Here is a 23,107-nt window from a genome sequence, read left to right as displayed (position 1 = left end):
AACCTTAAATCTCAACGGGGGTGTCGGGGTGGTTGCCCCATTCGCCCCAGGAACCGGCATAACCTTTGACTCGCGGATAACCGAGCGCCTTGGCCACCAGGTAGGTGAAGCCAGAGCGGTGGTGAGTCTGGCAGTGGGTGATGATTTCTTTGTCTTTGGTCAGCCCGAGGTCTTCGAGGATCTGCGGCATGTCACGGCGAATACGCAGGTTGCGCGCCTTGTCCATGCCGGCGGTCCATTCGAAGTTCACCGCGCCGGGAATGTGGCCGCCCTTGGCTGCGAGCACTTTCTCGCCGGAATACTCCAGCGGGCCACGAGCGTCCCAGATCCCCAGGTCGGCCGCGCCGAGACGGCTTTGCAGGTACTCACGGGTGGCGGTAGGGCCGTCGTGCAGCGTGAGGCTGACCGGGCCGCCGGCTGCTGGGGGCACGTCGGTGGAAAGCGGGTGCCCTTCCTCCAGCCATGCCAGCAGGCCGCCGTCGAGGTAGTGATATTTCTGATGGCCGATCACGTCGAGCATCCAGATAAAACGCCCGGCCCAACCGCCGCCTTCGTCGTCATAGACCACATAGGTGGCGTCCGGGGTGTGGCCCAGTTCGCCGAACAGTTTTTCCAGGTCGGCCTTGCTCGGTAGCAAGCCGGGTGCGGGTGGCTGGCCCAGTTGGGTGCGCTTGGGGTCAACGAAATGCGCGCCGGGGATATGCCCTTCGGCGTAGCGGGCGACACTGGTGAGGTCTACCAGTATCAAGTGCTTGGAATCGAGGCGACCCAACAGGTCGGCGGATTCGATCACCAGCGGCAAGCCAGAGAAGTCAGGCATGTGAGGTCTCCTGGGCACAAATGTTGGCGATAAAGGCCGGTGATTGTAGCGCAAGCATCAGGCGCTGCGGTTGGTAAAGCTGTGCAGGGCTTTCTCGATGCATTGGGCGGTTTTGCCGAACGCCTGCACGGTGGTTTCCGAGAATGGCCCGCCGCCCTGGTCCGCCACGATCAGCATGACCACGCGACCGTTGCAGCTCAGTGAGCGCAACAGCAGGTGCTCGCCAATAAACAGACGACGCAGGATCGGTGGCAGCAATGCGGAAAACTGCGCATGGTTGTCGGGGTTCAGGCGTACCTGGGCGGACTTTTCCAGCAGACGTTGCAGCAACGTGCTGTTGACCACATCCAGGCTCAGGTGAGCCGCGTCCTTGGGCAGGCCGTCGGCCTGGTGTACACGCAAGGTGCTCAAGGCGCGATCTGCCATGAATATCAGTACCCGCTGCATGCCACTGGCGACCAGGGCTTCCTTGGCGCAAGTGGTCAGGTGCATGGCGTTGGCAAAGCGGCTCGGCTCCACCAGCAGCTCGGTGCAACGCGTGCGCCACACGGCCAACGCTTCGGCAGTCGGAGGCGGTGCAGGCAGCAAGCCGCGATGGACTTTCTGTACGTGCCACGGCCAGATCAGCGACAGCGCCGGGTGCCAGAGGTCGGGCATCAAGGTGGTACGAGCACTGGTCACCGCTTGCTGGTGGGCTTGCTGTTGCACATCGCTCAACGGCGTTTGCAGGTACAGCGCCGTCAGGTATTGCCAGCGCTCGGTGTGCGGGCAGGTCCAGGACTCCTGGGCCGACATCGCCAGGCCGTTGGCCAGCAACACGGTGTTGGCCGGCTGGTTCAGCCAGCGTCGCAGGTTGGGCTCGGCATCGAGCAATTGCTGGTGGCGCAGGGCATCGTCTTGGCGGGCAATGTGCAGCGCCTTGACCAGCAGGCGTTGCTCGGCCAACAGCAACTTGTAGCCCTGTGAAACCCAGATCGGCAGGTGCCAGGCTTCGGTCAAGCCCAGGCACAGGTCAAGCAAACGCACGCCGAACAGCTGTTGCTCGACCTGGCGCGCCGATTGGCCTTTATGGATCACCCGCAACTCCCACTCCTCCAGAAGCTTGGGGTAGGCGACGGCCATCGGCCACAGTGGCGACAAAAACAGCAGGCTGCCCCAGTGGATGTCCTGCCACAACCGCGCCAGGCGACTGCCGAACAAACCGTTGGCTTGCTGGGATGCGTGCTGGCTGATCAGCAGCAGTTGACGCAAGGCCACGGGGATTTCGCGGGCGGGTACCGAAGGCAGGCGCGCCAACAGCTCCTCGGCACGTTTGAGGCCAAGACGGTTAAGCGCGACTTCAAGGTTTTCCGCAGGTTCGGCCAGGCTACCATGGGCTTGGCTGTTGGCTTCGCGCATCACGCTCAGCACGAGGGCCGGGCTGTCTTGCATCAGTTCCGCAATATCTCGCAATGAACTGCGGCTATCGCGAATAGCTTTGCACACGCGCTCATGACTGGCCTGGGGCACGGGCAGCAGCACGTCGTCCAGGCACTTGATCCAAGCGGCGAGGGTAGTGGGGCGGTTCGTTGGGACTGTCGTTTCAATTGCCATGATTGGGGCGCGATCATCACTTGCGTTCAACACGCCCGGAACGGGCCGAATTGGCTTTTCGCCTTAACGGGCTATAGTCTGGCGCAGTTTTGCCGATAAGTAGAACAAGAGTTTTCTGCTGCACCCAATATGTCCATGAACCCGACGGCGCAAGTACCCCTCTCCTATGGCTAAAATTATCGGCATCATTGTCGTCATCGCAAGTGTGCTCGGAGGGTACGTCCTCTCCCACGGTAAAATCGCCGCACTGATCCAGCCTTTTGAGGTGCTGATTATCGGCGGTGCCGCGTTCGGCGCATTTTTGCAGGCCAACCCAGGCTATATGACCATGCACGTGGTCAAGAAGTCCTTGGGCATGTTCAGCTCGCGCTTCTCCCACACGTTTTATCTGGAAGTGCTGGGGCTGATCTACGAGATCCTCAACAAGAGCCGCCGCGAAGGCATGATGGCGATCGAAGGCGATATCGAAGACGCCGCGGCCAGCCCGATTTTTGCCAAGTACCCGGCCGTGCTCAAAGACGAGCGCATGACCGCGTATATCTGTGATTACCTGCGCATCATGTCCTCCGGCAACATGGCGCCCCACGAGCTGGAAGGCCTGTTCGACATGGAGTTGTTCAGCCTTAAGGAAGAGCTGGAGCATCCTTCCCACGCCGTGACCGGCATCGCCGACGGTATGCCCGGGTTTGGTATTGTCGCGGCGGTACTGGGTATCGTGGTGACCATGGCCTCCCTGGGCGAAGGCGATCAGGCGGCCATCGGCATGCACGTAGGTGCGGCGCTGGTGGGCACCTTCTTCGGTATTCTTGCCGCCTATGGTTTCTTCGGCCCGCTCGCCACCTCCCTGGCCCACGATGCCAAGGAAGAAATCAATCTGTACGAAGCGATCAAGGCGTGCCTGGTGGCATCGGCGTCGGGCATGCCGCCGTCGCTGGCCGTGGAGTTCGGGCGCAAGGTGTTGTACCCGAAACATCGTCCAAGTTTCTCCGAGCTGGAACAAGCGGTTCGCGGTCGCTAAGCCATGGAAAACAACCAGCCGATCATCATCAAGCGCGTCAAGCGCTTCGCTGCGGGGCACCATGGCGGCGCCTGGAAAATCGCCTTCGCCGACTTTGCCACGGCGATGATGGCGTTTTTCCTGGTGCTGTGGCTGATGTCCACCGCTACGCCAGAACAGAAGATCGCCATCGCCGGCTACTTCAAAGACCCGATTGGCTTTTCGGAAAGCGGCACGCCGTTTGTCATTGACCTGGGCGGCTCGCCGGAACTGGCGCCCGAGCGCACCATCAACCCCGAAGTGCAAACTGAATCGCCCCAGGAAAAAATCCCGATTGAGCGCGACACCGTCGAATCCATGGCCGAGCAGGTCGAACAGGAGCGTCTGGAACTGTTGCTGCAGGAATTGCAGAACAAGGTTGAAGAAAACCCACAGTTGCTGAAGTTCAAGGACCAGATTTCCTTCGAGATCACCCCCGAGGGGCTACGCATCCAGATTACCGATGCCGCCAACCGGCCGATGTTCGACTCTGGCAGTGCGCGCTTGAAGCCGTACTTTGAAGACATCCTACTGGCCATGGCTGACACCATCAAGGCGGTGCCGAACAAGATCAGCATCAGCGGGCATACCGACGCCAAACCCTACGCGGGCCAGGGCGATTTCGGCAACTGGGAACTCTCGGCCAACCGCGCCAATGCTGCCCGGCGTGCGCTGGTGGCCGGCAGCTACCCGGACCCGCAAGTGGCGCGGGTGGTGGGCTTTGCCTCCTCGCAGCTGTTTGATCCCAAAGACCCGTTCAACCCGGTCAACCGCCGCATTGATATCGTGGTGCTGACCAAAAAAGCCCAGCGTGCGATTGAAGGCGATCACCCACCGCCACCGCCACCGCCACCGACCCAGGGCGACGGTGCGCCAGGCGAAGTGCCGGCCGACCCGAACGCGCTGCCGCCGGAGCAGGAACCGCTGCCAGCCCATGAGCTGCGCCAGAAGCTGAACCTGTTTGATGATGGCGGGATGAAGGATCCTACGGTGCCTGCGCCGGCCTCGTAACTTATCTCTATACAGCAGAAACCAAAACGCCCCGAATCATTCGGGGCGTTTTCATTGGCGGTCCGAGTGGCAGGTAGGCTTTGACACCATTAACTACGCCCCGCATGTCATCGGCGCACAGGCGTGGGACAAAGTACTCTCGGCCTTTTGTGCGAGTCTTTCTATGCAGCTTGTCGAGGCGCTCGAAGCTGACGGTATAAATCATGTCGCACTTCACCCAAAGCTCTTTATAGCCATCGGACTGAAGTGGATTGGTGCGTAGCAAGTGGTGCCAGTCGTGCTGGGTTTCTGGCGCAGTAGAGGAGATTGGCACCACGGTGCAAAGCTTGCGATTGTGGGTCGCGGTAGGCGATATCACGACAACCTTGCGGATCTTCAGCATTTCCGGTGCAACAAAACCTCGTGTGAAGTCACACAGCAGCACGTCGCCTTGTTTGGGGTGATAGTAGAGAGCCAAATGTTAATTCCCCACAAAAAGCAAAGCCGCCCGAAGGCGGCTTCATTCGACACGCAGCGGAGCTTGCTTCGCCCCTTCTGCGCCGCTGGATCAACCCCGAAAAGGATCCAGACTCCTGCCAGCTTTCGCTGGTGACGGAGCAATTATGGGCATCAGGAAATCTGAATACAAGCTGGCTTGCGTGTATGAGCCACCCAGTTGATCCGGATTCTTGATGCCCGCTCCTGTTAAATCAATGGGCTAGGGCGTTCAGCGCCCTGGTTTATGTGTATCAAGAAATTGACCGTCAATAACTGCTCTCAGGCAAGCTCGCAATAATCGACCGATAGCTGTTCATCCGCTGCTGTTGCACGCGCCCATCTTCCAGTGCCTTGAGCAATGCACAGCCCGGTTCGCGGTCGTGTTTGCAGTCGCGGAAGCGGCAGGTGCCGATCAGGTCGTTGAACTCGATGAAGCCGGCCTCCACATCGCTGCGGCTGACGTGGCCCAAGCCGAACTCACGAATACCGGGGGAGTCGATCAACTCACCGCCGCCCGGGAAGTGGAACAACCGTGCGGTGGTGGTGGTATGGGTGCCCTGGCCGGACAGCTCCGACAGCGGGCCCACACGGGTTTCGACTTCCGGCAATAGGCTGTTGACCAGCGATGACTTGCCCACGCCAGACTGGCCGACAAACACGCTGATCCGCCCGTCCAACTGTTGTTGCAGCTGTTCCATGCCGTTGCCGTGGTGAGCTGACACTTCCAGCACCGGGTAGCCCAGGGTGCGGTAGACCGCCAGCAACGCATTGAGCGCGGGGGCGTTCTGCTCGTCGATCAAGTCGAATTTGTTCAGCAACAACAACGGACGGATGCCGGCATGTTCAGCCGCGACCAGATAACGGTCGATCAGGTTGGCATGGGGCTCGGGCAGCGGCGCGAACACGATCACGATCATGTCGACGTTGGCCGCCACCGGCTTGAGTTGCCCACGGCTGTCGGGGCGACGCAGTTCGGTGCTGCGCGGCAACTGGGCGACGATGACGCCGATGCCCTGGTTGCCGGCACGCCACACCACTTTGTCGCCGGTGACCAGCGCGGGCAGGTTGGCGCGCAAGTGGCAACGGAACATCTGGCCTGCGAGTTCGCCTTCGAGCGCCTCGACTTCGACCTGCACACCAAAGTGCGCGATCACCAGGCCTGTTTGTTCGGGGCCCAGGTCGCCGCCCTCGAGTGCTTCCACGGCGGAGGATTCACGTTTGGCGGCGCGGGCGGCGCGTTCACCTTGAATCTTTTCGATGCGCCAGTTTTGGCGACGGTTGAGCTGGCGTTTGGCCATTGGTGTTCCGTGTCGATAATGCAAAAGTTGGGTAAAACGGTCGCGAGTCTAGCACGCCCCCGCCTGCTAAACTGCGCGGCTACGCCAAGGTGCCAAGAGAATCAAGCCATGCAAAACCCACAGAACCTGATTTGGATCGATCTGGAAATGACCGGTCTGAACCCCGACACCGACGTCATCATCGAGATGGCGACCATTGTCACCGACAGCAACCTCAACACCTTGGCCGAAGGTCCGGTGATCGCCATCCACCACAGCGACGCGGTACTCGCCACCATGGACGAGTGGAACACCCGCACCCACGGTAACTCCGGGCTGACCCAGCGCGTGCGCGACAGCCGCATCAGCATGGCCGAAGCCGAGGCCGAAACCATCGCCTTTCTGGAAAAATGGGTGCCCAAGGGCAAGTCGCCGATCTGCGGCAATAGCATCTGCCAGGACCGTCGCTTCCTTTATACGCACATGAAGGGGCTGGAAAGTTACTTTCACTACCGCAACCTGGACGTGTCGACCTTGAAGGAACTGGCTGCGCGTTGGGCGCCGGAAGTCAAAGACAGCTTCCATAAAGGCAGCACGCACTTGGCGCTGGATGATATTCGCGAGTCGATTGCCGAGTTGCAGCATTACCGCAAGCATTTCATCAAGGCTTGATTCTGCGGCGCCAGTGAATGCGCCATCGCAGGCGACGCGGTTTATCGCCAAGCGCCCCCTTTTGGTGCCCTCGGCAAATGATTAGACTGCCGGCCTCTCTGTCAGGATCGCCATCATGTTGCTGATGCTCTACCTCGTCGCCATCACCGCCGAAGCCATGACTGGCGCCCTGTCCGCGGGTCGGCGTGGCATGGACTGGTTTGGCGTGGTGCTGATCGCTTGCGTGACGGCCTTGGGCGGCGGTTCGGTGCGCGATGTGTTGCTCGGGCACTACCCGCTGACCTGGGTCAAACACCCGGAATACCTGGTGCTGACCTCCGTTGCGGCACTGGTGACGATCTTTATCGCGCCACTGATGCGCCGCCTGCGCTCGCTGTTTTTGGCGCTGGATGCCTTGGGGTTGGTGGCGTTTACCCTGATTGGCTGCATGACCGCCCTGGAAATGGGTCACGGCATGTTGGTGGCGTCCGTCAGCGGGGTCATTACCGGCGTATTCGGCGGCATCCTGCGGGATATCTTCTGTAACGACATCCCGCTGATCTTCCGCCGCGAGTTGTACGCCAGCGTGTCGTTCCTGGCCGCCTGGTTCTACTTGCTGTGCCTGTATCTGGAACTGCCCAGCGAACAGGCGATTCTGCTGACGCTGTTCAGCGGCTTTCTATTGCGCTTGCTGGCGATCCGTTTTCACTGGGAAATGCCCAAGTTCGTCTACAACGACGACGTACACTAGCGGGTCGCGTGCTGGTTCAGCGCCCACTCCACGTGTTCGCGTACCAACTCCGAGGGGTAGTCCCGCCGCGCCTTGAGTGCCTCCAATACCGGAATGCTGGAGGGCGCATTGCCCAGGCCTACCGCCAGGTTGCGTAACCAGCGCTCGTAACCGGCGCGGCGTAGGGGTGAGCCCTCGGTGCTGCTGAGGAATTTATCCTCGTCCCACATAAACAATTCGGCCAGTTCAGCGTTATCCAGATTGTGCCGTGGCTTGAAATCGCTTTCGGCGGTGGATCGGGCGAAACGATTCCACGGGCAAACGATCTGACAGTCATCGCAGCCAAACACGCGGTTGCCGATCAGTGGGCGCAGGTCTTCGGGGATGGCGCTCTTGAGTTCGATGGTCAGGTAGGAAATGCAGCGTCGCGCGTCCAGCACGTAAGGGCCGACGAAGGCGTTAGTGGGGCAGATGTCCAGGCACGCTGTGCAGCGGCCGCAGTGTTCGGTGGTGTGGGGTGGGTCGACCGGCAACGGTAAATCGACAAACAGCTCGCTCAAAAAGAAATAACTGCCGGCCTTGCGGTTGAGAACCAGGGTGTTTTTACCGATCCAGCCCAGGCCCGCTTGTTCGGCGATGGCTTTTTCCAGGACGGGCGCGCTGTCGACAAAGGCGCGAAAGCCGAACGGCCCGATCTGCGCCTGGATGCGGTCGGCCAGTTGCTGCACGCGCTTGCGGATCAGCTTGTGGTAATCGCGGCCCAGGGCGTAGCGCGAGATGTAGGCTTTTTCTGGCTGGGCCAGCAATTGCGCCATTTGGGTGTCGCCGGGCAGGTAGTCCATGCGCAGTGACACCACGCGCAAGGTACCGGGCACCAGCTCGTCTGGGTGCGAGCGTTTACTGCCGTGGGCGCCCATATACTCCATCTCGCCGTGGTAGCCCGCGTCGAGCCAGCGTTGCAGGTGCTGTTCATGCTCAGCCAGGTCGAGGCCGCTGATGCCCACTTGTTGAAAGCCCAGCTCGCGTCCCCAGTCTTTGATCGATTGGGCAAGGGCGGGCAGATCGGAGGTAATAGCAGGCATGAGACACGGGAAACCACAGGTTAGATGCGTATAATTCTGCCAGACATCGGAGCTTGAAGACGCATGCCTCAGACAAAACACCCAATTACCGACGTTCAGCTGTTGTTGCCCGGCCATTTGCCGCAACTGGCTGCGCGCTCCCCGGACGCCCATAAGGGCCAGTTCGGCCACCTGCTGGTCATCGGTGGTGACCGTGGCTTTGGCGGCGCGGCGTTGCTGAGCACCGAAAGTGCCCTGCGCAGCGGCGCCGGCATGGTCTCGCTGGCGACGCGGCCGGAACACGTGCCGGCCGCTCTGGCTCGGCTGCCGGAAGTCATGGCCGTCGGCGTGAGCTCGGCCAACCAGTTGATGGGCCTGCTGGAAAAAATCTCGGTGATCGTCATTGGCCCAGGCCTGGGCGCTGCCGCTTGGGGCAAGAGCCTGTTGTCGGTCGCGGCCAATGCCAGCCAGCCGCAGGTGTGGGATGCCGATGCGCTCAATCAACTGGCCACTGGCAGCGTCGAGCTGCCGGCCAACTGTGTGATTACCCCTCATCCGGGCGAAGCTGCGCGTTTGTTGGGGTTATCGACAGCCGAGGTTCAGGCAGATCGCCTTAAGGTGGCGCGCGCGTTGAGTCAGAAATTCAATGCAGTGGCTATCCTCAAGGGTGCTGGCAGTTTGATTGCCAGCCCGGATGGGCGTGTGTCGCGGTGTGATCAAGGCCACCCGGCGATGGCAACAGCGGGGCTCGGCGATGTGCTGGCCGGCTTGGTGGCGGCGTTACTGGCCCAGGGCATGCCGGCGTATGAAGCCGGCTGCCTGGCCGTGTGGTTGCACGCCACGGCGGGGGAACGCCAAGGCAGCTTGGGTCGCGGTTTGGCCGCCAGCGACCTGATTCCTGCCATTCGTCAATTGCTGGAGGAGCAGTCTGCGTGTCTGAAGTGATTCTTTTCCTGGCCGATGAAGAGGCCATGGTCGCGTTGGGCCAGCGTATTTCACAGGTCACGCAAGGGGCCGGGTTGATCTTTCTCGAGGGCGACCTGGGCGCAGGCAAAACCACACTGTCCCGGGGAATTATTCGCGGCCTGGGCCATACCGGCGCGGTAAAAAGCCCGACCTTCACGTTGGTCGAGCCCTACGAGATCGGCGACGTGCGTGCTTTCCATTTCGACCTCTACCGCTTGGTCGATCCGGAAGAGTTGGAGTTCATGGGCATCCGTGATTACTTCGACGATGATGCGCTGTGCCTGATCGAGTGGCCAAATAAAGGCACAGGCTTTTTGCCAAAGCCGGACCTGACCATTACCATTACGCCGCATGAGCACGGACGTCAGCTGAAGTTGTTGCCCCAGAGCCCACGCGCTGAGTCGTGGTGTGCTGCTCTGGCATTGGAATTCAAATAATTGGTGGGGTTAGGTATGCGCTTTCGCGCGTTGGTTGCTGTCGTGGGGGTGTTGCTTGCGGCAATGACTGTCAATGCTCTGGCTGCTTCACAGGTGAAAAGTGTTCGCCTGTGGCGAGCGCCGGATAACACGCGACTGGTGTTCGACCTGTCTGGCCCGGTCCAGCACAGCGTCTTTACCTTGACGGCGCCTGATCGCCTGGTGATCGACATCAACGGTGCCAGCCTGGCCGCGCCGCTGAAAGTCTCCACCGCCAACACGCCCATTACCGCCATGCGCTCGGCCCAGCGTACGCCGACCGACCTGCGTGTGGTCATCGACCTGAAAAAGGCCGTGACCCCCAAAAGCTTCTCCCTGGCCCCCAACGCCCAGTACGGCAACCGCCTGGTGGTCGACCTGTTCGACAACCCCGCCGACGCCGCACCGCCGCCTGCGCCAACGCCAAGCGTGGCGACGGTGCCTGCGGTGCCGGTCAACCCTTCGCAACCCCAGGTCAAGCTGCCACCGCCGCCGCCTGCACCGGCAGGCAAGCGCGACATCATCGTGGTGATCGACGCCGGCCACGGTGGCGAAGATCCGGGGGCTTCCGGCTCACGCGGCCAGCATGAGAAAGACGTGGTGCTCGCCATCGCTCGCGAGCTGCAGCGCCAGGTCAACGGCATGAAAGGCTACCGCGCCGAGCTGACCCGCACCGGTGACTACTTCATTCCGTTGCGTGGCCGTACCGAAATTGCCCGTAAGAAGGGCGCGGACCTGTTCGTGTCCATTCACGCCGACGCCGCGCCTTCAACCGCTGCCTTTGGCGCCTCGGTATTTGCCCTGTCGGATCGCGGCGCTACCTCCGAGACCGCGCGCTGGCTGGCCGATAGTGAAAACCGCTCCGACTTGATCGGCGGGGCCGGCAACGTCTCCCTTGATGACAAGGACAAGATGCTCGCAGGCGTACTGCTCGACCTGTCGATGACCGCCTCGCTGACCTCCAGCCTCAACGTGGGCCAGAAAGTCCTGAGCAATATCGGCCGTGTGACGTCGCTGCATAAACAGCGGGTGGAACAAGCCGGGTTCATGGTGTTGAAGTCGCCGGATATTCCGTCGATCCTGGTGGAAACCGGGTTTATCTCCAACGCCAACGAAGCGTCGAAACTGGCCAGCGCCAGCCACCAGCAAGCGCTGGCGCGCTCGATCAGCGCCGGTGTGCGTCAGTTCTTCCAGCAGAACCCGCCGCCGGGCACCTATATCGCCTGGCTGCGTGACTCCGGCAAAATCGCCCAGGGCCCGCGTGACCATCGTGTGCAACCCGGCGACACCGTTGCCATGCTGGCGGTACGTTTCCAGGTCACGCCTGCGGCCTTGCGCAGCGCCAATAACCTGAAAACCGATGAGTTGAAGATCGGCCAGGTGTTGACCATCCCCGGCACTGAATTGGCGGCACAGTAATGAGCGAAACCTTGTTGAACAGCGGCTCGCGCATTGAATTGCTCAGCCCGCGCCTTGCCAACCAGATCGCTGCAGGTGAGGTGGTTGAGCGCCCGGCGTCGGTGATCAAGGAGTTGCTGGAAAACAGCATTGACTCCGGTGCCAAACGCATCGATGTCGATGTGGAGCAGGGCGGCGTCAAGCTGCTGCGGGTACGTGACGATGGCAGCGGCATCTCTTCGGATGACCTGCCCCTGGCCCTGGCCCGTCACGCCACCAGCAAGATCCGTGACCTGGAAGACCTGGAGCGGGTCATGAGCCTGGGCTTTCGTGGTGAGGCCCTGGCCTCCATCAGCTCCGTGGCCCGCCTGACCCTGACCTCCCGCACCCGCGGCGCCGAGCAAGCCTGGCAGGTGGAAACCGAAGGCCGTGACATGGCGCCTCGGGTCCAGCCGGCAGCCCATCCGGTGGGCACCTCGGTGGAAGTGCGCGACCTGTTCTTCAATACCCCGGCACGGCGCAAATTCCTCAAGGCCGAGAAAACCGAATTCGATCACCTGCAAGAAGTGATCAAGCGACTGGCCCTGGCGCGTTTCGATGTGGCCTTTCACCTGCGCCACAATGGCAAGACCATCCTCAGCCTGCACGAAGCCAACGACGACGCCGCGCGTGCTCGGCGGGTGGCAGCGGTGTGTGGCAGCGGGTTCCTGGAACAGGCGCTGCCGATTGAGATCGAGCGTAATGGCTTGAGGTTGTGGGGCTGGGTCGGGTTGCCGACGTTCTCCCGCAGCCAGGCCGACTTGCAGTATTTCTTTGTGAACGGCCGGGCGGTCCGCGACAAACTGGTGGCCCATGCGGTGCGCCAGGCTTATCGCGATGTGCTGTTCAACGGGCGACACCCGACCTTTGTGCTGTTCTTTGAGGTTGACCCTTCGGTGGTCGACGTCAATGTGCACCCGACCAAACACGAGGTGCGCTTCCGTGACGGGCGCATGGTGCATGACTTCCTCTACGGCACGCTGCACCGCGCCTTGGGCGACGTGCGTCCGGATGATCAGTTGTCAGCGCCGATTGTCACGGCGGTGGTGCGGCCAAGCGGTCCGGAAGCCGGCGAGTTCGGCCCCCAGGGTGAGATGAGCCTGGCGGCCAACCTGCTGCAATCGCCACAGGCGCAGCCAGCCTACACAGCGCCAAATTCGGGTGCCGGTGCGGGTTATCAGTATCAATACACACCGCGCCCGCAATCGACGGTGCCGGTGGCCGAGGCCCAGGCGGCGTACCGTGAGTTTTTCGCGCCGCTGCCGGGTGCCGAGCCGGGTGCTGCTGTGGCGTTACCCGAAGGCGGCGGTGATATTCCGCCGCTGGGCTATGCCCTGGCGCAGCTCAAAGGCATTTATATCCTCGCCGAAAACGCCCATGGCCTGGTGCTGGTGGACATGCACGCCGCCCATGAGCGGATCATGTACGAGCGCCTGAAGATCGCCATGGCCAGCGAAGGCCTCAGCGGCCAGCCGCTGCTGGTGCCCGAATCCCTGGCGGTGAGCCAGCGTGAAGCCGACTGCGCAGAAGAACATCACAGTGTGTTCCAGAAGCTGGGCTTCGAGCTGCAACGCCTGGGCCCGGAAACCCTGGCGATCCGCCAGATTCCCGCGCTGCTCAAGCAGGCCGAGGCCAACCGCCTGGTGGCCGACGTGCTGGCAGACCTGATGGAGTACGGCACCAGCGACCGTATCCAGGCGCATATCAACGAATTGCTCGGCACCATGGCCTGCCACGGCGCCATCCGCGCCAACCGCCGCCTGGCCCTGCCGGAAATGAACGGCCTGCTGCGCGACATGGAAAACACCGAGCGCAGCGGCCAATGCAACCATGGCCGACCGACCTGGACCCAGATGGGCCTGGACGATCTGGACAAACTGTTCCTGCGCGGCCGCTGATGAGTGCCTTGCCCCCCGCCATTTTCCTGATGGGCCCCACGGCTGCCGGCAAGACCGACCTGGCCATCGAGCTGACCAGGGTGCTGCCCTGCGAGTTGATCAGCGTCGACTCTGCCCTGGTTTACCGGGACATGGATATCGGCACGGCCAAGCCGTCGAAGGCGCTGTTGGCCCAGTATCCGCACAAGTTGATCGACATCATCGATCCGGCGCAGAGCTATTCGGCGGCGGATTTTCGCACCGACGCCCTGGCGGCCATGGCCGAGATCACCGCGCGGGGCAATATCCCGCTGCTGGTGGGCGGCACCATGCTCTATTACAAGGCGCTGCAGGAAGGTCTGGCCGATATGCCGCCTGCCGATGCCCAGGTGCGCGCCGAACTTGAAGAAGAGGCTGCGCGCCTTGGCTGGCAGGCCCTTCACGACCAGTTGGCGGCGGTAGACCCGGTATCTGCGGCACGTATTCACCCCAATGACCCCCAGCGGCTCACACGCGCCCTGGAAGTCTGGCGCGTCAGTGGCCAGACCATGACTGAACATCGGCTGAAACAAACTGCGCAAAGTACTGATGCAGGCGCATCTGGACAGTCACAATTGCCCTATACTGTGGCGAATCTGGCCATCGCTCCGGCAAACCGCCAGGTGTTGCATGAACGAATTGCACAAAGATTCACAATAATGTTGGAACAGGGGTTTGTGGACGAGGTCGTAGCATTGCGTTCAAGAGGCGACCTGCATGCAGGGCTGCCTTCGATACGTGCTGTAGGCTACCGCCAAGTCTGGGATCATCTGGATGGCAAGCTGACGTCAGCCGAAATGCAGGAGCGCGGCATCATTGCCACGCGCCAATTGGCGAAGCGCCAGTTCACCTGGCTGCGCAGCTGGAGCGATTTGCACTGGTTGGACAGCCTGGACAGCGACAATCTGTCACGCGCCTTGAAATACTTGGGAACGGTCTCCATATTGAGCTGAGTCCTTGCAATTGCCGTCTATCCTTGGGGGTGTGACGGCCATAAGCTATCTATTTTCCGATTTTTTATTATTGATCCTTAAAGGAGTGCGGCACATGTCAAAAGGGCATTCGCTACAAGACCCTTACTTGAATACTTTACGTAAAGAGAAAGTTGGGGTTTCCATCTATCTGGTCAACGGCATCAAGCTGCAAGGTACGATCGAGTCGTTCGACCAATTCGTTATCCTGCTGAAAAACACCGTCAGCCAGATGGTTTACAAGCACGCTATCTCGACAGTCGTTCCAGTTCGTCCAATCCGTCTGCCTAGCGCAGCAGGTGATGAACAGGGTGACGCTGAGCCAGGTAACGCCTGATAGGAGTCTCCTTTGTTCTTTGAGCGCCACGGTGGTGGTGAGCGAGTAATCCTCGTTCACTTGGATGGACAGGACCCTGAGGCGCGCGAAGATCCGCAGGAGTTTCAGGAGTTGGCAAATTCGGCCGGCGCCGAGACCGTTGCGTTTTTTAACGTACCGCGTCATCGGCCAACCGCCAAATACCTGATTGGCAGCGGCAAGGTCGAGGAACTGCGCGACCTGGTTCATGCCGAAGAAGCTGATCTGGTGATCTTCAATCACACCCTCACGCCCAGTCAGGAACGTAACCTCGAACGTGTTTTCGAGTGTCGCGTGATCGACCGTACCGGTCTGATTCTCGATATTTTCGCCCAACGCGCCCGTACCCATGAAGGCAAGCTCCAGGTTGAACTGGCTCAGCTTGACCACATGAGCACGCGCCTGGTTCGCGGCTGGACTCACCTTGAGCGTCAGGGTGGCGGTATCGGCATGCGTGGCCCGGGCGAAACCCAGTTGGAAACCGACCGGCGTCTGCTGCGGGTTCGCCTGCGCCAGATCAAGGGCCGCCTGGAAAAAGTGCGCAGCCAACGTGAACAGTCGCGACGTGGCCGTTCCCGTGCGGATATCCCAACGGTGTCGTTGGTGGGTTACACCAACGCCGGCAAATCCACGCTGTTCAATAACGTGACCCAGTCGGATGTGTACGCGGCCGACCAGCTGTTCGCCACCCTCGACCCGACCCTGCGGCGTCTGGACATCGACGACCTGGGGCCGATTGTGCTGGCCGATACCGTGGGTTTCATTCGTCACCTGCCCCACAAGCTCGTCGAGGCATTTCGGTCTACGCTCGAAGAGTCGAGCAATTCCGACCTGCTGTTGCACGTGATCGATGCGGCCGAACCGGATCGCATGTTGCAGATTGAACAGGTCATGGTGGTGCTGGGCGAGATTGGCGCCCAGGACTTGCCGATCCTCGAGGTCTATAACAAACTCGATTTGCTTGAAGGCGTTGAGCCACAAATCCAGCGCGACGAGAACGGCAAGCCCCAGCGGGTCTGGCTGTCGGCGCGAGATGGCAGTGGCTTGGAGCTGCTGGAACAAGCCATTGCCGAATTGCTCGGCAGCGATTTGTTCGTCGGCACCTTGCGCTTGCCGCAGCGTTTTGCTCGACTGCGTGCACAGTTTTTCGAGTTGGGCGCGGTACAGAAAGAAGAACACGACGAAGAAGGTGTCAGCTTGCTGGCTGTTCGATTGCCACGTTCGGAGCTCAATCGGCTGGTCAGCCGAGAGGGTGTTGTACCGGCAGAGTTCATCGAACAACACACTTTGCAATAAAAGCCTGAGAAAGCGGTTGTGCCGCAGTAGCAGGCATTCTGTAGCATTGGTCGGCGCGCCGTGGGTGCGTCTTTGCTTTATCAGATGGAGAGCGCTATGGCTTGGAATGAGCCGGGTGGCAACTCGAATAATCAGGATCCTTGGGGTGGTAAGCGCCGCAATAATGGCGACCGCAAGGGGCCACCGGATCTCGACGAGGCCTTCCGAAAGCTGCAGGAAAGCCTGAATGGGTTGTTCGGTGGTGGAAAAAAACGCGGTGGTGACGACGGCGGTCGCACAAGCAAGGGCGGTGGCTATGGCCTGCTGGGCCTGGGCCTTGTCGTGCTGGCGGCCGTATGGCTCTACAGTGCCGTGTACGTGGTGGACGAGCAGGAGCAAGCCGTGGTGCTGCGTTTCGGCAAGTACTACGAGACTGTCGGCCCGGGCCTGAATATCTATTTCCCGCCGATCGACAAGAAGTACATGGAGAACGTGACGCGTGAGCGTGCGTACACCAAGCAGGGCCAGATGCTGACCGAAGACGAGAACATCGTCGAAGTGCCGCTGACCGTGCAGTACAAGATCAGCAACCTGCAAGACTTCGTGCTGAACGTTGATCAGCCGGAAATCAGCCTGCAACACGCAACCGAAAGTGCCCTGCGCCACGTGGTGGGTTCCACCGCCATGGACCAGGTGCTCACCGAAGGTCGTGAGTTGATGGCCAGCGAAATCAAGGAGCGTCTGCAACGCTTCCTCGACACTTACCGCACCGGTATCACCGTTACTCAGGTGAACGTACAGAGCGCAGCGGCACCGCGTGAAGTGCAGGAAGCCTTTGACGACGTGATCCGTGCACGTGAAGACGAGCAGCGTTCGCGCAACCAGGCTGAAACCTATGCCAACGGCGTTGTGCCGGAAGCCCGTGGTCAGGCCCAGCGCATCCTTGAAGATGCCAACGGTTACCGCGACGAAGTGGTCTCCCGCGCCAAGGGTGAGGCAGATCGTTTCACCAAGCTGGTCGCCGAGTACCGCAAGGCACCTGAAGTGACCCGCGAGCGTCTGTACCTGGACACCATGCAGGAAGTCTTCAGCAACACCAGCAAGGTTCTCGTGACCGGCAGCAAAGGTGGGCAGAACAACCTGCTGTACCTGCCGCTGGACAAGATGATCGAAGGTGGTCGTAGCGGCGCCAGTGCACCGTCCACCGGTTCGAATGCCGCTGCCAACGAAGCGAGCGCCCGTGCGGCCGCTGACTTGCTGCAACAGCAAACACGTACCAGGGAGAGCCGTTGATGAGCAATAAATCGCTGACCGCCCTGATTGTGGGCGTCGTCGTGGTCATCGCTGCCTGGAACTGCTTCTACATCGTCGCTCAGACCGAGCGTGCGGTGCTGCTGCAATTCGGTCGCGTGGTCCAGGCGGATGTCCAGCCGGGCCTGCATGTGAAAGTCCCCTACGTCAACCAGGTGCGCAAGTTCGACGCCCGCCTGATGACCCTGGATGCACCGACACAGCGCTTCCTGACCCTGGAAAAGAAAGCCGTGATGGTTGACGCCTACGCCAAGTGGCGCGTCAAGGATGCCGAGCGCTTCTACACCGCGACTTCCGGCCTCAAGCAGATTGCTGACGAACGTTTGTCCCGTCGTCTGGAATCGGGCCTGCGTGACCAGTTTGGTAAGCGCACCCTGCACGAGGTGGTATCCGGTGAACGTGATGCGCTGATGGCTGACATCACCCGCTCGCTGAACACCATGGCGGAAAAAGAGCTGGGTATCGAAGTGGTCGACGTTCGCGTCAAGGCCATTGACCTGCCCAAGGAAGTAAACCGCAGCGTGTTCGAGCGTATGAGCACCGAGCGTGAGCGTGAAGCGCGTGAGCACCGTGCCAAGGGTAACGAGTTGGCTGAAGGTATCCGTGCCGATGCCGACCGTCAGCGTCGTGTACTGCTGGCAGAAGCCTATCGTGAGTCTGAAGAGGCGCGTGGTGATGGCGATGCTCAAGCTGCGGCGATCTACGCCAAGGCCTACGGCCAGGACCAGGAGTTCTACGCGTTCTACCGTAGCCTGCGCGCCTACCGTGAAAGCTTCGCGAACAAAACCGACGTACTGGTGCTGGACCCAAGCAGCGACTTCTTCCGCTACCTGGAAAAGTCCAAGTAACCAGCCCGTGATTCTGTAAGGCGCACTCCGTCGGGCGGCTAAAATGCCTGGCGGGGTGATCCTTTCAGAAAACGGGTGTATGATGCGGCAGCCGGGAAATTCCCGGCTTTTTTGCGTCTGCATGTTTGATTCGGCAGGCGTGACAGGTTTTTCGAGGAAAGTGCCCGACGAGGCCGTTTGCAGGCCGTTCGTCACGTCGCTCTTGCGCGTGGTTTATGCAAGGGGCGGGTATTTTCTGCTTCACTCAAGGCTCGGCCGAGGGCTGGCCGCCCGGATCAAAGGGGAATGGCGTAATGGCAACGGTAGACCGCTGGCTGCTGCCAGATGGCATCGAAGAAGTACTGCCACCAGAAGCTGCGCGCATTGAAGTAGCGCGTCGCCAGGTGTTGGATCTGTTCCAGAGCTGGGGTTACGAGTTTGTCGTGACTCCCCATATCGAGTACCTGGAATCCCTGCTGACCGGCGCGGGCCAGGACCTGGATCTGCGCACCTTCAAGGTCATCGACCCGCAATCGGGCCGGCAAATGGGGTTCCGTGCCGACATCACGCCGCAAGTGGCGCGCATCGATGCGCACACCCTGCGTCGCGAAGGCCCGAGCCGCCTGTGCTACGCAGGCAGCGTACTGCATGCCCAGCCGCGCGCCTTGTCGTCTTCCCGTAGCCCGATCCAGTTGGGCGCCGAGTTGTACGGCGATGCCAGCCCGAGCAGCGATGTTGAAGTGATCAGCCTGATGCTGGCCATGCTGCAACTGGCGGATGTGCCGGATGTGCACATGGACCTGGGCCACGTCGGTATCTACCGTGGCCTGGCGCGCGCAGCCGGGTTGTCCGGTGAAGTGGAGCAACAGTTGTTCGATGCCCTGCAGCGCAAGGCGATCGATGAAGTGATCGCCCTCACCGAGGGAGTGCCTGCCGAGCTGGCTGGCATGCTGCGGGCGCTGGTAGACCTGTGCGGCGGCCGTGAAGTGCTGGTGGCTGCGCGTGAGCGCCTGGCCAATGCGCCGGCACCGGTATTGGCAGCACTGGATGATGTGCTGGCAATTGCCGAGCGCCTGTCGGCACGGTTCCCGGAGCTGCCGCTGTATTTTGATCTGGGTGAATTGCGCGGCTACCACTACCACACCGGTGTGGTGTTCGCGGTATTCGTCCCGGGTGTTGGCCAGGCCATCGCCCAAGGTGGTCGCTATGACGATATCGGCGCCGACTTCGGTCGTGCGCGTCCGGCCACTGGTTTTTCCACCGATTTGAAAACCCTGGTGACCCTGGGGCGTGCTGAGGTCGAGCTGCCGTCTGGTGGCATCTGGATGCCCGACAGTACGGACGCAGCGCTCTGGCAGCAGGTTTGCCAGTTACGCCGTGAGGGTCAGCGTGTAGTCCAGGCCTTGCCTGGGCAGCCATTGGCCGCCGCCCGTGAAGCGGACTGCGACCGGCAATTGATTCAGCAGAACGGGCTTTGGCAAGTATCGCCACTGGCTTCTTGAGTTTTCCTGCCGGCCATCGCCGGCACCAAGTTTGCGCGAATGAGGACAAGTGTTATGGGTAAGAATGTCGTAGTCCTGGGCACCCAATGGGGTGATGAGGGCAAAGGCAAGATCGTTGATCTGCTGACCGAACATGCTGCCGCCGTAGTGCGCTACCAAGGTGGCCACAACGCTGGACACACCCTGGTCATCGATGGCGAAAAAACCGTCTTGCACCTGATCCCGTCGGGTGTCCTGCGCGAAGGCGTGCAGTGCCTGATCGGCAACGGCGTGGTGGTCGCACCTGACGCCCTGCTGCGCGAGATCACCAAGCTGGAAGAAAAAGGCGTACCGGTGCGCGAGCGCCTGCGTATCAGCCCGTCCTGCCCGCTGATCCTGTCCTTCCACGTTGCGCTGGACCAGGCCCGTGAAAAGGCGCGTGGCGAGCTGAAGATCGGCACCACCGGTCGCGGCATCGGCCCGGCCTACGAAGACAAGGTCGCACGTCGTGGCCTGCGTGTGGGCGACCTGCTCAACATGCCGCGCTTTGAAGACAAGCTGCGTGAACTGGTGGATTACCACAACTTCATGTTGGTGGGTTACTACAAAGAGCCAGCCATCGAGTTTGAAAAGACCCTGGCCGAGTGCAAGGAATACGCTGAGCTGCTCAAGCCGCTGATGCTGGATGTGACGGCCGAGCTGCACGACCTGCGTCGCGCTGGCAAAGACATCATGTTCGAAGGTGCCCAGGGTTCGTTGCTGGACATCGACCACGGTACCTACCCGTACGTGACCAGCTCCAACACCACCGCTGGCGGCGTTGCCACCGGTTCTGGCGTTGGCCCGATGTTCCTGGACTACATCCTGGGTATCACCAAGGCCTACACCACTCGCGTAGGTTCGGGCCCGTTCCCGACTGAGCTGTTCGACGACGTCGGCGCGCACCTGGCCAAGCAAGGCCACGAATTCGGCGCCACCACTGGCCGTGCTCGTCGTTGCGGCTGGTTCGATGCCGTTATCCTGCGTCGTGCTATCGATGTGAACAGCATCTCGGGCATCTGCCTGACCAAGCTGGACGTACTCGACGGTCTGGAAACCATCAACATCTGCACTGGCTACAAAGATGCTGAAGGTAACGACGTTGCCCCGACCGACGCTGACAGCTACGTGGGCCTGCAGCCTGTGTACGAAGAAGTGCCGGGTTGGACTGAATCGACCGTGGGCGCCAAGACCCTGGAAGAGCTGCCAGCCAACGCTCGTGCTTACATCAAGCGCGTCGAAGCGTTGATTGGCGCGCCGATCGATATTATTTCGACGGGCCCGGACCGCAACGAGACCATCGTTCTGCGTCACCCGTTCGCCTAATAAGCTGTTGATGTAAAAAGCAATGGGCTCCTTCGGGAGCCCTTTGTCGTTTCTGCCTGGCAAGCGGCACGACCCTTGCTGTGTTTCCCTCTTTCGAGGTGCTATCAAATTAGTGGCACCCGTGGTGGAGGGATTTCCAGTGTCTGCCGTTCTCTCGTTGTTACAAAGCCGTCTGTTGCGGCCCGTGTTCGTTACCCTTGGTATCGCTCTTTTGGTGCAAGTGCTGGTGGCTGTCGCTCTGACGCGGAGCACGGTGACGGCGCTGGAAGCCGATTTGGGCAATCGACTGGGCATAGATAGCCAGAAGTTGTCTGGCGAACTGGCCCAGGCTGGCAAGGAAGTCACGTCCAGCCTGGACAGCCTGTCCGCCAGCACGCGCCAGCGACTGACAGCCGGGCTTTCCACGCGCTTGCAGGAAGAGCAAAAGCAGTTGCGTGCGACGCTGGAAAAAGACCTGCAGGACTCCGCCAATGACATGGCGCAACTGCTGGCCTCGGTCGCGCCCCGTGCCATGTGGGACAGTGACGTGCCGACCCTTTCAGAGTTTGCCCGCCGGGCCCAGCGCAACCCCAATGTGCTGTTTGTGGTGTATGACGACGCCGCAGGCGAGCACCTGACCCGATACCTGAACCGCGAAAACCCGATCAACCAGGCCCTGCTGGCAAAGGGCGCAGGGGAGCGTGCCCTGGACAAGGTGCTGAACGCGGCCAAGACGGACTCTTCCGTGTACTACGTTGAAGCCTCCATCAGCCCCAACGGTGTGGAAATCGGCAAGGTGCGCATGGGCGTGTCGACCGCGATGGTTGAAGCCGACCTGCAAGCCTTGGATAAGCGCTTTGCCGCGCTGATCGCCAGCGGCGATCAACTGGTGGGCGACAGCCTCAAGGGCGCCGCAGCTGACAGCGCCAGCGCCATGGGCGCCCGACTGCAATCGGCGCAAGCCACTGCCACGCAAATGACGGCCAACACCGCCGCCGCCGTGCAAGAAGCGGCGGGCACCCTGCGCTGGCGTATCGGCATGGGCCTGGCACTGGTGGGGCTTGGCGTATTGCTGCTGATCGCTATTGTGCTGGGCCGGCGCGTGGTCAATCGCTTGAAGCTGCTGATTGCCGCGATGGATGACCTGGCGGCCGGCGAGGGCGACCTCACCAAGCGCGTGCAGATCAACAGCAAGGATGAAATCGGTGATATGGCCTCGGCGGTCAATCGCTTTGTGGATAAGTTGCAGCCCATCGTGCGCGAGGCAGGCGACGTGGCCCAGCGTACTGGCGTGGAAATCGGCGCCATGACGTTACGCAATGCTGGCGCCGATGCGGCGGCCGGCTTGCAGCGTGATGAAGTGGCCGAGAGTTTGCGCGCTTTGTCGCAAATGGCCGATGAGGCCCAGGCTGAAAGCCACGCCATGCAGGCGGCGTTACAGCAGGTGGTGGATATTCGTCAGGCTACGGACGAAAACTCGCGCACTTCGGCTGAAGTCGGCAGCTTGATTGAGGCGCTGGCGGGGCAGGTCCAGGCCGGCTCCCAGGTAATCGAGCGCCTGGCGCAGCAAAGCGAGCAAATCGAGGTCGTGCTCACCGTGATTCATGGCATCGCCGAGCAAACCAACCTGCTTGCCCTCAACGCGGCCATCGAGGCGGCACGGGCTGGCGAGACTGGGCGCGGCTTTGCGGTGGTGGCCGATGAAGTGCGTGCGCTGGCCAGCAAGACTCAAAGCTCCACTGGCGATATCCAGGCGCATATCGTGGCATTGCAGCAGGGCGCGCGTGAGGCGGTGGAAACCATCGGAAAGGCGGGGCGCCAGGCCAATGAGGGCTTGCTGGTGCTGCGCGACAGCGTGCGCCTTCAGCAGACGGTGCAGGCTTCTGTGGAGCAGGTGCATGCGGCGATTGGCCTGGCGACGCGTGCGGCCGAGCATCAAGCCCAGGGCGCGCATGCGGTGCGTGGGCGCGTGGAGGTGATCCATGCCCAGGCCGAGCGAGCGGCGCAGGCGGTGGGGGAGACGACGGCCAGTGGCAAGGGGCTGGATGGGTTGGCGGCGCAGTTGAAGGCGAGCTTGGGGCAGTTCAGGGCGTGAGGTTGCCAGGGAGGGCCC

21 protein-coding genes are annotated in these 23,107 nt (G+C 61.3%); 16 read left to right on the top strand and 5 right to left on the bottom strand.

Annotated features, from left to right (window positions below):
- Positions 1-4 precede the first annotated feature (4 nt).
- Positions 5-820, bottom strand: coding sequence for a rhodanese-like domain-containing protein (locus CER19_RS13385; protein WP_014716657.1), 816 nt, complete (start codon positions 818-820; stop codon positions 5-7).
- Positions 821-877: 57 nt separating this feature from the next.
- Positions 878-2,413, bottom strand: coding sequence for an HDOD domain-containing protein (locus CER19_RS13380; RefSeq protein ID WP_116666752.1), 1,536 nt, complete (start codon positions 2,411-2,413; stop codon positions 878-880).
- Positions 2,414-2,579: 166 nt separating this feature from the next.
- On the opposite strand from CER19_RS13380, the gene motA reads away from it, so the two are divergent.
- Together motA and motB are read left to right on the top strand one after the other, a co-directional pair.
- Positions 2,580-3,431, top strand: a complete 852-nt coding sequence (gene motA, locus CER19_RS13375; protein ID WP_003188041.1) for a flagellar motor stator protein MotA — start codon at positions 2,580-2,582, stop codon at positions 3,429-3,431.
- A 3-nt stretch (positions 3,432-3,434) separates the two neighbouring features.
- Positions 3,435-4,460: a flagellar motor protein MotB gene (motB, locus tag CER19_RS13370; RefSeq protein WP_116666751.1), complete on the top strand. Its 1,026-nt coding sequence runs from the start codon at positions 3,435-3,437 to the stop codon at positions 4,458-4,460.
- 7 nt (positions 4,461-4,467) lie between these two features.
- Here the strand turns inward: motB and CER19_RS13365 are convergent, their stop codons facing one another.
- Together CER19_RS13365 and rsgA are read right to left on the bottom strand one after the other, a co-directional pair.
- The gene (locus CER19_RS13365; protein ID WP_116666750.1) at positions 4,468-4,917 is read right to left on the bottom strand and encodes a type II toxin-antitoxin system PemK/MazF family toxin; all 450 of its coding nucleotides are present in this window, start codon (positions 4,915-4,917) and stop codon (positions 4,468-4,470) included.
- 286 nt (positions 4,918-5,203) lie between these two features.
- On the bottom strand, positions 5,204-6,235 hold the full coding sequence (gene rsgA, locus CER19_RS13360) for a small ribosomal subunit biogenesis GTPase RsgA (protein ID WP_116666749.1): 1,032 nt from the start codon (positions 6,233-6,235) through the stop codon (positions 5,204-5,206).
- 108 nt (positions 6,236-6,343) lie between these two features.
- On the opposite strand from rsgA, the gene orn reads away from it, so the two are divergent.
- Entirely contained in the window at positions 6,344-6,886 is a 543-nt protein-coding gene (gene orn / locus CER19_RS13355; RefSeq protein ID WP_003171343.1) for an oligoribonuclease, read from the top strand.
- A gap of 112 nt (positions 6,887-6,998) precedes the next feature.
- The gene (locus CER19_RS13350; protein ID WP_169856984.1) at positions 6,999-7,616 is read left to right on the top strand and encodes a trimeric intracellular cation channel family protein; all 618 of its coding nucleotides are present in this window, start codon (positions 6,999-7,001) and stop codon (positions 7,614-7,616) included.
- Here the strand turns inward: CER19_RS13350 and queG are convergent.
- Positions 7,613-8,677 carry a tRNA epoxyqueuosine(34) reductase QueG gene (gene queG, locus CER19_RS13345; protein ID WP_116666748.1) on the bottom strand — a complete coding sequence of 355 codons (1,065 nt, stop codon included), beginning with the start codon at positions 8,675-8,677 and terminating at the stop codon, positions 7,613-7,615. The two genes, CER19_RS13350 and queG, sit on opposite strands and share 4 nt — an antisense overlap.
- Positions 8,678-8,740: 63 nt before the next feature.
- On the opposite strand from queG, the gene CER19_RS13340 reads away from it, so the two are divergent.
- The 12 genes from CER19_RS13340 to CER19_RS13285 all read left to right on the top strand — a co-directional run bounded on the left by CER19_RS13340 (position 8,741) and on the right by CER19_RS13285 (position 23,089).
- Positions 8,741-9,601: an NAD(P)H-hydrate dehydratase gene (locus CER19_RS13340; protein ID WP_116666747.1), complete on the top strand. Its 861-nt coding sequence runs from the start codon at positions 8,741-8,743 to the stop codon at positions 9,599-9,601.
- Positions 9,589-10,059: a tRNA (adenosine(37)-N6)-threonylcarbamoyltransferase complex ATPase subunit type 1 TsaE gene (gene tsaE, locus CER19_RS13335; protein WP_116666746.1), complete on the top strand. Its 471-nt coding sequence runs from the start codon at positions 9,589-9,591 to the stop codon at positions 10,057-10,059. The genes CER19_RS13340 and tsaE overlap by 13 nt, the downstream gene beginning before the upstream one ends.
- Before the next feature lie 15 nt (positions 10,060-10,074).
- Positions 10,075-11,496: an N-acetylmuramoyl-L-alanine amidase gene (locus CER19_RS13330; RefSeq protein WP_032878208.1), complete on the top strand. Its 1,422-nt coding sequence runs from the start codon at positions 10,075-10,077 to the stop codon at positions 11,494-11,496.
- Positions 11,496-13,412 carry a DNA mismatch repair endonuclease MutL gene (mutL, locus tag CER19_RS13325; protein WP_116666745.1) on the top strand — a complete coding sequence of 639 codons (1,917 nt, stop codon included), beginning with the start codon at positions 11,496-11,498 and terminating at the stop codon, positions 13,410-13,412. Before CER19_RS13330 ends, mutL begins: the two co-directional genes overlap by 1 nt.
- The gene (gene miaA / locus CER19_RS13320; protein ID WP_116666744.1) at positions 13,412-14,383 is read left to right on the top strand and encodes a tRNA (adenosine(37)-N6)-dimethylallyltransferase MiaA; all 972 of its coding nucleotides are present in this window, start codon (positions 13,412-13,414) and stop codon (positions 14,381-14,383) included. The genes mutL and miaA overlap by 1 nt, the downstream gene beginning before the upstream one ends.
- Before the next feature lie 94 nt (positions 14,384-14,477).
- On the top strand, positions 14,478-14,738 hold the full coding sequence (gene hfq / locus CER19_RS13315; RefSeq protein ID WP_003188059.1) for an RNA chaperone Hfq: 261 nt from the start codon (positions 14,478-14,480) through the stop codon (positions 14,736-14,738).
- 12 nt (positions 14,739-14,750) lie between these two features.
- Positions 14,751-16,052 carry a ribosome rescue GTPase HflX gene (gene hflX, locus CER19_RS13310; RefSeq protein ID WP_032893840.1) on the top strand — a complete coding sequence of 434 codons (1,302 nt, stop codon included), beginning with the start codon at positions 14,751-14,753 and terminating at the stop codon, positions 16,050-16,052.
- A 96-nt stretch (positions 16,053-16,148) separates the two neighbouring features.
- A complete protein-coding gene (hflK, locus tag CER19_RS13305) occupies positions 16,149-17,324 on the top strand; it encodes an FtsH protease activity modulator HflK (protein WP_003188062.1) in 1,176 nt (391 codons plus the stop codon).
- Positions 17,324-18,190, top strand: coding sequence for a protease modulator HflC (gene hflC / locus CER19_RS13300; RefSeq protein WP_003188064.1), 867 nt, complete (start codon positions 17,324-17,326; stop codon positions 18,188-18,190). Before hflK ends, hflC begins: the two co-directional genes overlap by 1 nt.
- A gap of 293 nt (positions 18,191-18,483) precedes the next feature.
- Positions 18,484-19,671, top strand: a complete 1,188-nt coding sequence (locus CER19_RS13295; protein WP_003188066.1) for an ATP phosphoribosyltransferase regulatory subunit — start codon at positions 18,484-18,486, stop codon at positions 19,669-19,671.
- A gap of 54 nt (positions 19,672-19,725) precedes the next feature.
- Complete coding sequence (locus tag CER19_RS13290) at positions 19,726-21,015, top strand: adenylosuccinate synthase (protein ID WP_003188067.1); 1,290 nt, start codon at positions 19,726-19,728, stop codon at positions 21,013-21,015.
- A 139-nt stretch (positions 21,016-21,154) separates the two neighbouring features.
- Positions 21,155-23,089, top strand: coding sequence for a methyl-accepting chemotaxis protein (locus CER19_RS13285; RefSeq protein ID WP_116666743.1), 1,935 nt, complete (start codon positions 21,155-21,157; stop codon positions 23,087-23,089).
- The last annotated feature ends 18 nt before the right edge of the window (positions 23,090-23,107 follow it).

Source organism: Pseudomonas sp. GL93, from assembly GCF_003408955.1.
GTDB classification, from domain to species: domain Bacteria; phylum Pseudomonadota; class Gammaproteobacteria; order Pseudomonadales; family Pseudomonadaceae; genus Aquipseudomonas; species Aquipseudomonas paracarnis.
The sequence above is the reverse complement of the archived record's forward strand: the minus strand, read 5'-3'. Positions and strand labels throughout refer to the sequence as shown.